This window comes from bacterium (assembly GCA_040753555.1).
In the GTDB taxonomy this organism is placed as follows: domain Bacteria; phylum UBA9089; class UBA9088; order UBA9088; family UBA9088; genus JBFLYE01.
In genome coordinates this window covers 1-11,157 of sequence record JBFMDZ010000068.1, presented here as the reverse complement: position 1 = coordinate 11,157, position 11,157 = coordinate 1, and the positions used below count along the sequence as shown (strand labels likewise).

Here is an 11,157-nt window from a genome sequence, read left to right as displayed (position 1 = left end):
GTTTTGATGGTATTTAACAAAAAAATCTATAAAGGAAAAAAGAGATTATCTTTTTGTGATGTGTTTTTGATATAATATATCCTGTTTAGAGGTAATTCTGGACAAAGGTAGCGAAATATAGGAAATTGTTGGAATTTGCAAAAGGATTTGAAATTATAGAAAAAATAGAATGGAATAGGGAGAGAAACGAACCTCTTATTCTTTGGAAAGGAGAGAAATATCCAGAAGGGATAATGTATTTTGATGATCTCCCCCCTCAACCCCCTCCTACAGAGGAAGAACGGAAAAAAGCAGAGGAAAGACGGAAAAAGGATAGCCTAGAGACAGCTATTAAAGAGAAAAAATCTTATGAGGGACGCTTAAAAAACAATCGTGTGCTGGTATTTGATTATAGTGGGATAGGAATAGGTGGTGTGGATTCTGATGCTAAGGAACAGGTTAGAAATATTATGGAAAACCCTAAATTAAGTAACAAGGAAAAGATAAGGGAATTAGAAATCTTGTTTATTGATGTTGAAGATATTGCCAAGTCAGTCTTTTATAACTACGACCCTAAAGAGTGGAGAGAATAAATAATGAAGCAGATTATCTTAATAAGTTTGCTTGTTGTTTCTTTTCTTTATGGATTAGAGGTTCCTGAGCCTCGTAAAGCATTTGTCTTTGCCCCTTGTAGATTTATACTGGGTAATGGTGGCGAAGATGAGATGAAGAATCTGTTTGATCACGAAGGACATATAATTATCATAATTATAAACTTGTTTACTTAATTCAAGGTAAGGATGAACCGCCTTTAAAACCCGTAACAACCCTTAAGGAATTTGAAAATGCCCTAAAGGGAGGATATGGGGTGTTTTTTGTCCATTCACATGGAAATGAGGATGCTCTAACAGTTGAAGCCTATCCCTTTAATGATGAAGGTAAAAGAGCAAGAGATGAGCAATTTGCCACTTACACAGCAATGGGATATAAAGAAGGCACAGAATCTATAAAACTATAGTAACTGATAAGTGTTATGTAATTGGTGTAAAAGGAAAATTCATTCAAAAAAGAACCTCTTTGAACAAAAGCCTTGTTTTTATAGCCGCTTGTCACTCTTTTTCCCTCGCCAATGCTTTTAATGCCAGAAACTTTTTAGGGTATAAAGACCTTTCTTATGCTCCAATATCTCGTCAGGATACCGAAAATATCTTTTACAACATGGGTGGATTAAAGGATGATGTGGATGGTGAGAAAGGTAATGATACCATACATTATGCTCTTTCCTGTGTTCATAATGAAAACTTAAAAGTCCAGCTTAATGGTCCAACAATGCGGTTATACCTTGCCCCTAAAATCCTTAAGGTTGAGGTAAATAGAGAGGTAGGAATAGACAAGGAAGAAATCTATACTTACAAATATCCTGATCTAACCTATCCCTTTATTGATTTTCCATACCCGGAAGACCTCTCTGATTGTCAAAAGAAGCCTGCCAAGGCTGGAAGATTAAGGGTAAAGATAAGGTTTTCTGAGGAGATGGATACAGGATGGTTAGGACAACCGACTAAAGTCTATTTAAAGCCTGCAGGTAGTGAAGATCCCATTGAGGTTAAACACGAATTCTGGCTAAAGAGCCTATATGACAATGACACCTGGGATGGTTATATAAACATTCCTTCCAATCAGGCTGATAGGTGGGATGGACTTGCAACATTGATGGTAAAAGGGCTAGACCATTTTAATGAGGATGATAGCTCTAAAAATTCTGGGGGAGAATTGGATACAGATGGTGATGGAATCTACAATGGTTATGATACTTGGCATAAATTTTACATTGACGCCACAAATCCCATCATCAAATCCACCGACCCAACGAATGAAGAACAAAATGTCCCCCTTGATAAGATTGTCTCAATAGCCCTTGAAGACCCAGAGGTTAATAACTATGCCTCTGGGATTGACCCAGATAGCTTTGATAAGACAAAATGCAGGATTTCCCCTCCTGTTTCAGGAAATTGGTCTTGTGATGGAAATAACATCAAATTTGAACCAGAGCAATTTAAACCAATGACAGAATATAGCGTAGCAATCCAAAAAGGAGCAATCAAGGATAAGGCAGGGAATTCCCTAGAATATTACTCATTTACCTTCAAAACAAAGGCTGGCTTTATTGTTCAGATTGACCCAACATATCATTCATTTAAACCAAACCAGACAAAGGCTCATAAGATAACCGTTGAGAATAAGACAAAGAAGGAATACAAGGCAAACCTTTCCTTGGATTGTATAGAATCTTCAGGTTGCCTCTACATTTCTAAATCCCCAGATTCTTTTTTAACCATTCCAGCAAGTGGAAAGAAAGAAACCACAATGGAGGTTACCTCAAGCAACAAGCTGGCAAAGGATGATGACCTTGTTTATGAAATATCCCTTTCTATCACAGGAATCCCCGATGAGGCAATAGAATACCCGCAGGGAAAGAAAATCACCGACCATCCTATCTACATCGACACCACCCCACCAAGTGTAGAGATTACGAATACAGATATTAGGAATGCAATAATAACATATCAATATGATTGCAAGGATAATTTTATAGGTTATTACAAAAGCTCAGGTAGGGCATCATTTGCTTGGAAAGGAAGCGATAACTACACAGAAAGCAATAAGATTCTATATTCCTATGGCATTGGAGGATGTGGAGGGTTTTCAACAAATACCTCTGTATCATATACCTTAAGCGAGGGAGATTATACCTTTTACCTTAAAGCAAAGGATGAAGCAGGGAATGAAAGTGCGATCGTCTATTCCTTTAACATAGGGGTAAATTCAAGGAGCGTAAAATCCCCAGGCTGTGACCATCCTGATGAGACAATGGATGTAAGCACAATCCATTATGACAAGGTAGAGGTAGACTTTAACTCAAAGATTCTCATTTTAAACAATGGCTTTTCAATGGCTGTTGCTGATATGCTAAAAGACATAGGGGAAACATTTAACCTAAGAGACCCAAGTGGAGAATTAAGTTTATTCACCAAATATCCTATTTTACTAATTCCTACCGGTGGATTAGATGGCTTAAATACACAATCATTCAAAGAGAAGCTAAAAGACTATGCAAAGGGTGGAGGAACAATCATCTGCTTTGCTCAACAATATGGAGAGGATTTTCAAATACTCCCAGGAAGCCTTACTGCCTATGGCTGGAGGGAAGACCAGAGTTGCTACTCAAATGCTGTCTATATCCAGGATTACCATCCAATCATATCATCCCAACAAAAACAGGGAATGGATGCAGGGGTTGATGGTTATTTCCTAAAATACCCAGACAATTCAACAATCATCCTAGCAAGAACAAAGAATGACTTACCAGCAATGATAAGCTATCCCTATGGAAAGGGAAGCATTATTGTAGGAACACTATACTCTGATTGGGGATATAGAAGAAATCAGGTATCAAGGGAAGAAAGACTAATGATTAACAACCTAATAACCTTTGTAAAAAACAAAGATATTCAAGAGATAGAGCCAGAACAAACCATCACCATTCCCTTTAGCTCAACGGAAACAATAAGGCTTTATAACCCAGAGAAAAAGCTAATTGCTACCTTAACAACCAATATATTCACCTACACCACCACAAACAAAGACATTCTGGGGATATATGAGATAAGGTATGGAACAAATACAGAGGCATTTGTCTTAAGGAAGAAGATACCGGTTGGAGAGATAAGCCTGGGAGATTACCAGATTTGGGCAAATGCAGATGAATTTGGTCTTTTAAGAAAGCCATTTTTTTATATTATTGGGAAAAGGGAAGCGGCGGAAAACAAAAATGAAAGTCAGGAGTCAAGAGTCGGGAGTCAGGAGTCAGAAGTGAGGTAAAGGTTTAAATAAATGGAAAACTTAAAACTAAAAATGCAAAACTACAACTTAAAACTCAAAATTATTTCTTACTTTGTCTTGCAGTAGTTTTAAATTTTGAATTGTGGTTTTTGGTTTTTAGCTTTTAGCTTTAAGTTTCCTAAGGGGTAAGGATTTAAAAAAATGGCAAAAATTTTCTTGACAAAATATAAAAACAAAGAATATCATATAAATTATGATAAAAATTATCAGAGAGGTGATGTAAGATGTTTAAACAAACATTAAGTAAAGGAATAGCCTGCCTGCTTGCATTAGGCTTGCTGGGAGGATTAGGCTGGGCAGAAAAGAGGCCGGCTAAGAATGAGGAAGGTTCTAAGGGAACCCAAGCTTCTCAATCAATAAGCTTTGAGGAGATAGAAAGGCTCCATTTATTATTTGATGGTCCAGAAACCCTGGAAAAGACAAGGTTAATCCAAAAGTGGAGGTCGTTACCCAGGGAAGAAGGTGAAGAAGTTTTTAGAAGGCTGGATTTGTTGAATTCGGGTGTTGACCCTTCAATAGTAAAGGATGATGTAAAATTATACAAAACCCCTATTTATCCCAAGAAATCTATCCTGGGAGGCATACTTGGCATAAGGAGCGGGACTGTAATTGCCTATGGACATTTGCTTAAGCCTCCATATTATGTAGAGAGAAAGGGGGAGGAGGTTTTTATTAACGGAATTCGGGTTCATCCCCTAATGAGCAATCCTAATGTCAAAATCAAGATGAAAGCTTTTACTGAGGAAGAAAAGAGGCAGCGTGAGAAAGAAAGAAAAGAGGAATGTGAGACAGTAAATGCACTTGCAGATTATTATTTAGAGGTCAAGGCTAAAGAGGGCAGAGAGATTGCCTCTAAGAAATTGCTGGAATTTGCAAAAAGATTTGAAAATATAGAAAAAATAGAATGGGATGATGAAATAGAATCACCTTTTATTACCTGGAAACATAGTAAAAGTAAAATTGCAACGGCAATAGACTATTTTGCTTATCCTGCTCCTCCCCGCCCAACAAAAGAAGAATTGAGAAAGGATAGGATAAAGTTAGCAAAGCAGGAGAAAGAATCTTGCGAACTAGGGCTGAGAAACAACAGAATTTTGACATTTGATTATAGTGGAGAAACAGGTGGTATGGACTCTGACGCTAAGGAATCTGTTATAAACATTATGGAAAACCCTAAATTAAGCAATAAAGAAAAAATAAAGAAACTAATGATTTTGCTTGCTGGTGATGAGGATACTGCTTGGGCTTATGATGATACTGCCAAATCAATCTTTTATAACTATGACCCTAAAGAGTGGAAGGAGTAAACAATGAGACAGATTATTCTAAGCTTTCTTATTATAACCTCTTTCCTTTATGGATTAGAAGTTCCAGAGCCTCGTAAAGCATTTGTCTTTGCTCCTTGCAGATTTACACTGAATAATGGTGGTGAAGATGAAATGAAGAATCTATTTGATCACGAAGGACATAATTATCATAATTATCGACTTGATTCCAAGGTTAACTCCCACTCAGATTTAGACCCAGAAGATGCAACCCTTTCTGAATTTACAAAAGCCTTATCTAGTCCCTATGGAGTATTCTTTGTCCATTCACATGCAGGATCTGTAAGTTTATTGGTTGAAACCTATCCTTATACTGATGATGGCGAAAGAAGACGAAATGAAAAATTTGAGGAATATATAGCAACTGGATATTCACCAACAGAAATTTATACTACCTATGATCATCAGAAAAATCCAACATACTATGGAATTGCTGTAAAAAGATCATTTATTCAAACAAGAGCCTGTCATAAAGATAAATCCATTGTTTTTATAGCTGGTTGTCGTTCCTTTCCCCTTGCCAATGCTTTTAATGCTAGAAATTTCTTGGGATTTGCAGGTACCAGTACTGTTGATAAAAACCGTGAGGCAGCGGAAAACCTCTTTTACAACATTGGTGGATTAAGGGATGATGTGGATGGTGAGAAAAACAATGATACCATACACTATGTTTATGCCTATGCTAATAGCGTTAATTCAAATTTAGGAGCCCAGCTTAATGGTCCAACAATGCGGTTATACCTTGCCCCTAAAATCCTTAAGGTTGAGGTAAATAGAGAGGTAGGAATAGACAAGGAAGAAATCTATACCTACAAATATCCTGATCTAACCTATCCTTTTATTGATTCTTCATACCCTGGAGACCTCTCTGGTTGTCAAAAGAAGCCTGCCAATGCTGGAAGATTAAGGGTAAAGATAAGGTTTTCTGAAGGAATGGATACAGGATTATTCGGACAGCCAACCAAAGTCTATTTAAAGCCGGCAGGTAGTGAAGACCCAATTGAGGTTAAGCATGAATTCTGGCTAAAGACTTTATACGACAATGACACCTGGGATGGTTATATAGACATTCCTTCCAATCAGGGTGATAAGTGGGATGGACTTGCAACATTGATGGTAAAAGGGCTAGACCATTTTAATGAGGATGACAGCTCTAAAAATCCTGAGGGAGAATTGGATACAGATGGTGATGGAATCTACAATGGTCATGATACTTGGCATAAATTTTACATCGACACCACAAATCCCGAGGTTAAATCCACCAACCCAGCAGATGGGGAAGAAAATGTTCCTCTTGATAAGATTGTCTCAATAAATATTGAAGACCCAGAGGTGAATAATTATGCCTCTGGGATTGACTCAAATAGCTTTGATAAGACAAAATGCAGGATTTCCCCTCCTGTTTCAGGTAATTGGTTTGTATTTGTGGACGGTAGTATTTGTTTTGAACCAGAACAATTTAAACCAATGACAGAATATAGCGTAGCAATCCAAAAAGGAGCAATTAAGGATAAGGCAGGAAATCCCCTAGAATATTATTCATTTACCTTCAAAACAAAGGCTGGTTTTATTGTTCAGATTGACCCAACATACCATTCATTTAAGCCAAACCAGACAAAGTCTCATAAGATAACCATTGAGAATAAGACAAAGAAGGAATACAAGGCAAACCTTTCCTTGGATTGTATAGAATCATCAGGTTGCCTCTACATTTCAAAATATCCAGAAACACAATTAACCCTTCCCGCCGGGGGAAAGAAAGAAACCACAATGGAGGTTACCTCAAGAGGTGAGCTGGCAAAGGATGATGACCTTGTTCATAAAATATCTGTTTCTATCTCTGGAATCCTAGAGGAGGCAATAGAATACCCAGAGGGAAAGAAAATCACCGACCATCCTATCTACATACCACCCCCTGACACCACCCCACCCAATGTATGGCTTACAGAGACAAATATTAAAAATGCAGAAATAGTCAATAAATATGATTGTAAGGATAAGTTTATAGGCTCTTCCACAAACAAAGGAAATGCATCATTTTCCTGGGCAGGAAGCGATAATGTAACTTTACCAAGTAATCTTTCATATTCATATAGCCTTGGGAAAAAAAGCGAGGTTTTTTCAAACAATCCCTCTGCATCATACAACCTAGATGAGGGAGATTATACCTTTTACCTTAAGGCAAGGGATGAAGCAGGGAATGAAAGTAATATCACCTATTCCTTTAAGATAGAGACAAAGTCAAAAACGGTAAAATCCCCAGGCTGTGACCATCCAGATGAGACAATGGATGTAAGCACAATCCATTATGACAAGGTAGAGGTAGACTTTAACTCAAAGATTCTCATTTTAAACAATGGATTTTCAATGGCGGTTTGTGATATGCTAAAAGACATAGGAGAAACATTCAATCTAAGAGACCCAAGTGGAGAATTAAGTTTATTCACCAAATACCCAATTTTACTAATTCCAACCGGTGGATTAGATGGCTTAAATACACAATCATTCAAAGAAAAGCTAAAAGACTATGCAAAGGGTGGAGGAACAATCATCTGCTTTGCTCAACAATATGGAGAGGATTTTCAGATTCTTCCCGGAAATCTATCTGCCTATGGCTGGAGGGAAGACCAATCCTGCTATTCAAATGCTGTCTATATCCAGAATTACCATCCAATAATCTCAAGCCAGCAAAAGCAAGGAATGGATGCCTCAGTAGATGGTTATTTTACCAAATGGCCAGATAATGCCACAATTATATTAGCAAGAACAAAGAATGGCTTACCAGCAATGCTTATCTATCCCTATGGAAAGGGAAGCATTATTGTAGGAACATTATACTCTGACTGGGGATACAAAAGGAATCAGGTATCAAAAGAAGAAAATCTTATGATTAACAACCTCATTACCTTTGCCAAGAGCCAGAAAGAAATCCCAGAGATAAAGCCAGGGGAAACATTGACCTACACCCTAAGCATCCCAAATACAGCAACCCTAAGGGTATATTCCCCTGATAAAGAGCTTCTGGGCGAATATCCCTATTTTCAAACATTTACCTACTATGCAAAAGAAAAATCAAAGCTTGGAATCTACAAAGTAACTGACCAAGGAAATGACCCCATCTTTTACTTTGCTGTTTCAAAACACCTTTCCCAAACCAATCCCCTTCCTGGTCTTTTATTCTCTCTTACAAGCCCTACGGATATATTACTAGAGGGAGAGAAATATACATTTTCCATCTATATTGCTAATAACACTCAAGAGACAAAGACGATAACAACTTATTGGGAATGGGTTCATGGAGGAAAGAATTACATAGGAAATTTCACTATTCCAAGCAAAGAAAGTTTAATTATTCCCTTTATTACTACAGCTACAAGGTGGTATGGTTTTGGGGGTTGGCGACTTTGGATCTACTTTTATGAGGGAGAAAGATACTTAGGGGTAAGGTCAATTGGGGGAAAGCTTATTTGCTTATCACTAGATGCAGAGATAGAAAAAGATAGAGAACAATACACACTAGGCGATGTGGCGACTATTACTGTTAAGGTTAAAAACAAAATATCCCAGGAATACAACCTAAAGCTTAACCTTAAAATATCCCATCCAAATAATACATTGCTCTTTCAAGAAGAAAGGGATATATTACTTGGAACAGAATCTATACAAGAATTTGGATTTACCATCCCAAGCACTGCTACCTCTGGCTACTACATAATTTGTGCTGATGTCTCAAAAAATAACGAAAGGATTGGATATTCTGCCAATTATTTTAAGATACTAAAGGCTTTTCTTTCCCTTAAATTAGAGCCTTCAGAAACATTTATAAAGGGAACAAATACTATTTTCTTCACTATAGCAAACAAAGGGTCAAATACTGCCTTTTCTCCTAAATTGGTCATAAGCCTAAATTGTCCAGACAATAATGAGATTAAGAAGACAATAACATTAAGCAATATAGAGCCAAATGAAACAAGGACAATAAGTTCAGAGATTTACATTCCTAAAATTCTCTTTGGGACATATAGATTAAATTATACAATAGAAGATGAAGAAGGAGGCATATTGCTTTCGGGAAAAAGTGAAATCCCCTCATCAATTATTATAAATCCAAAGTTTGACAAGCCATTTTATCGGATAAGGGATAGGATGAATATCGGGGTTGAGGTTATCAATAATGGAAGCTTTAGATTAGAGGATTTTTTGCTTTCTCTTTCCATCCCAGATATAGGGTTTGAGATACAGACTTCAATTGGTCTGGCTCCTAAAGCAAAAGTCTACCTGGTTTATAATCCCATTATTCCAGAAGGTGTAAAACCGGGTATATATCCCATTGAAATTAGGGGAATAAAGGAGGACTCTACAATTACAAAAACAATAAGCTTTGTAATTCCAAAGGCAAAGCTTGTGATTAAACCCTTAGAAAAAGAGAGGTATGCTACTGGAGAAACCTTAACGGTCATTGTAGAAAACCAAGGTGGTGTAGATTCTCCCTATGAATTTGAGGCAAGCTTATGCAATTGGAATTTTAAGGGAACGGGTACCTGCCTTTCCGGTGGAACATCTACCATCGCCATTTTTGTCCCATTTTGGCCATCTGATCGTTCTATGTTTAATTTAGAAATAAAAGGATGGGCAAAGATTTCCCAATGGATTTTAATAGATAAAATGAACCTTTATCTTACCAAAGATGAGCCTGTTTTTGGTGGTGATGAGATAAATATCTGCATTGAGAGTAAAGCGATAAAGGATTTAGAATTTAACTATAATATCTTTCTTATAAAAGACAAAGAAACACTTGGGACAAAAACAGGAACAGCTACATCAAAAAGCCTTTCCTTATCATCTATTCCCTTTATTATTCCAAACCGGCTTAAGATAGAAAAAGGAACATATACGATTAGGGCAGATTTTAGGGAAAAGGAGAGGGGTTTGACATTAAGCCTTGATGAGAAGATTTCTATTTCTGGTATGGTGGAGGTAGGTTTAAACAAAATGGATTTTACAAGAGGGGAAGATATAGGGATTATTTTTAACAATAGGGGGAATGAAAAGAATGTTAATCTTAGCTTAAGGCTTATGGATAATGACAATTTAATAGCCTCAAGCTCATCCTCGCTAATTATACCTAAGGGGTCTTCTACCCAGATATTCAATATCCCAGATTATGTGAAAACCCTTGGTTATAAGCTTATAATAGAATTAAAGGATGATTTTTCTGATATTTTAAGCTTTAATTTTGATATAAACATCAAGGGCATTGAGACTGATTTGGATATATCATTGGATAAGATTGCCTATTTTCCTGATGAGCCAATCAAGGCAACCATTTCTCTAACAAACAAATCCTTTGAGCTTAAAGAGGCGACCATTTCAACCAGGGTTATTGATATGAACCCACCAAAGATTGTTTCTATAAAAGGGAGATGGAATAAGAGTGGTGAGGCTACGATTTATTTAGAAATCCTTTTTTCTCATAAAATAGACCATGCAAGCCTTTATCCTAATTGGATTAGGTTATTGTTCATACAATTTTCAACACCTGAGGGAAGTACTCCTAAACCTCCAGAATGGAGAACTTTATCATCTCCAATGGTTAAGAATAACTTAATTTTTGGCTATATTAATGTACCTTCTTATTATTATACCCAGTATTTTTATTTAAGTGAAATTATTATCAGCGCAAATATAAAAGATGTCTATGGAAATAGCCTTGATGGAAATAGGAATGGAGTAGAGGAGGGCTCGGCCATTGATGATTGGAAAACAACTGGCTTTATTTTACAGTGGTGTGGGCCTGAAGAATTCCAGCTTGATGTATCCCCCTCAGAACTTCCCCAACTTTTTACAAATCTATATAAACAATAAGATAAAATGGATTATTGTTAAAAAAACAAAAAGAAAAGAAATATTTAAGAAAAATACCAAATCTGCCGATATTAAAGAAGGGGAC

Annotated in this window: 6 protein-coding genes; all 6 read left to right on the top strand. The window is 36.8% G+C overall.

The genetic code is table 11. The annotated features are described in order from the left end of the window. The first annotated feature begins 128 nt into the window (after positions 1–128). Positions 129–572 carry a hypothetical protein gene (locus tag AB1630_06860; GenBank protein MEW6103518.1) on the top strand — a complete coding sequence of 148 codons (444 nt, stop codon included), beginning with the start codon at positions 129–131 and terminating at the stop codon, positions 570–572. A gap of 3 nt (positions 573–575) precedes the next feature. Beyond that, on the top strand, positions 576–767 hold the full coding sequence (locus tag AB1630_06855; protein ID MEW6103517.1) for a hypothetical protein: 192 nt from the start codon (positions 576–578) through the stop codon (positions 765–767). 80 nt (positions 768–847) lie between these two features. Further along, complete coding sequence (locus tag AB1630_06850; GenBank protein MEW6103516.1) at positions 848–997, top strand: hypothetical protein; 150 nt, start codon at positions 848–850, stop codon at positions 995–997. A 59-nt stretch (positions 998–1,056) separates the two neighbouring features. Beyond that, positions 1,057–3,861, top strand: a complete 2,805-nt coding sequence (locus AB1630_06845; GenBank protein MEW6103515.1) for an Ig-like domain-containing protein — start codon at positions 1,057–1,059, stop codon at positions 3,859–3,861. Between the two features lie 245 nt (positions 3,862–4,106). Continuing rightward, complete coding sequence (locus AB1630_06840) at positions 4,107–5,189, top strand: hypothetical protein (GenBank protein MEW6103514.1); 1,083 nt, start codon at positions 4,107–4,109, stop codon at positions 5,187–5,189. 3 nt (positions 5,190–5,192) lie between these two features. Next, complete coding sequence (locus tag AB1630_06835; GenBank protein ID MEW6103513.1) at positions 5,193–11,072, top strand: Ig-like domain-containing protein; 5,880 nt, start codon at positions 5,193–5,195, stop codon at positions 11,070–11,072. Positions 11,073–11,157: the final 85 nt, after the last annotated feature.

What these genes read in the sequence shown, in the direction of transcription:
- AB1630_06855 (MEW6103517.1), top strand. Translation starts at nt 576, where the DNA reads ATGAAGCAGATTATCTTAATAAGTTTGCTTGTTGTTTCTTTTCTTTAT.
- AB1630_06840 (MEW6103514.1), top strand. Translation starts at nt 4,107, where the DNA reads ATGTTTAAACAAACATTAAGTAAAGGAATAGCCTGCCTGCTTGCATTA.
- AB1630_06835 (MEW6103513.1), top strand. Translation starts at nt 5,193, where the DNA reads ATGAGACAGATTATTCTAAGCTTTCTTATTATAACCTCTTTCCTTTAT.